Genomic DNA, 784 nt, shown 5'->3' on the forward strand with positions numbered 1-784 from the left:
AAGGAACAACTCAAAGAGGTGGTGGACCTGCTGGACAAGGGCCTGGTCAACGCCCCCTCCATGACCTACGACGGGCAAGCCCTGGCCCATGCCTGGGTCGCGGGGTTCCTGCCCGACACCGGACCCAAACCGGTACGCGATCCGGCCCGTGAACTTCGACGCCTGCTGGCACCCAGGTAAAAGGGAGAGCGGTCGTGACCTCACGCATCCTGGCCAACCTGGCCTTCTTCACCGCCCTCGGCGTCGCTCTGATCGTCTGGGCGCTGACCAGCATCATCAGTGTCGACGCCGTCCGCCGCCCCTACACCCTCACCGCCGAGTTCGCCTCCTCACCCGGCCTGCGCCCCGACCTGGAGGTCGCCTACCTGGGCGTGCGCGTCGGCAGCATCGGCAACGTCGCCCTGCGACCGGGCAAGGTCGCCGTCCAGCTCAAGATGGACCGCGGCACCACCATCCCCACCGGCGCCCGCGCCGCCGTCCTCCGCAAATCCGCCGTCGGCGAACCATATGTGGAACTGTCGCCCCCATCGGGGCCTGATGGGGCGCCGATGCGGGCCGGGGACAACATCCCCCTCGCCCGCACGTCGGTGACGGTGGAGTACAAGCAGCTGTTCGACAACGCCGGCAAACTGCTCCGGGCGACCCGGCCGCAGGACGCCAACACGCTGCTGCGCGAGCTGTCCAACGGACTGGAAGGACGCGGCACCACCCTGCGCGACCTGATCGGCGACACCCACCAGCTCGCCGGCACCCTGGCCGACAACGCCGGCACCCTCGACAGCCT

1 protein-coding gene and 1 pseudogene are annotated in these 784 nt (G+C 69.3%); both read left to right on the forward strand.

The genetic code is table 11. The features are described from left to right. Positions 1 to 180: pseudogene (locus tag ACFPZN_RS56245) on the forward strand (MCE family protein); the annotation flags it as partial. 14 nt (positions 181 to 194) lie between these two features. After that, on the forward strand, positions 195 to 784 hold a 590-nt coding region (locus ACFPZN_RS56250), incomplete at its 3' end, for an MCE family protein (protein WP_378293663.1).

It is taken from the genome of Actinomadura rugatobispora, from assembly GCF_042656285.1.
In the GTDB taxonomy this organism is placed as follows: Bacteria; Actinomycetota; Actinomycetes; order Streptosporangiales; family Streptosporangiaceae; genus Spirillospora; species Spirillospora rugatobispora.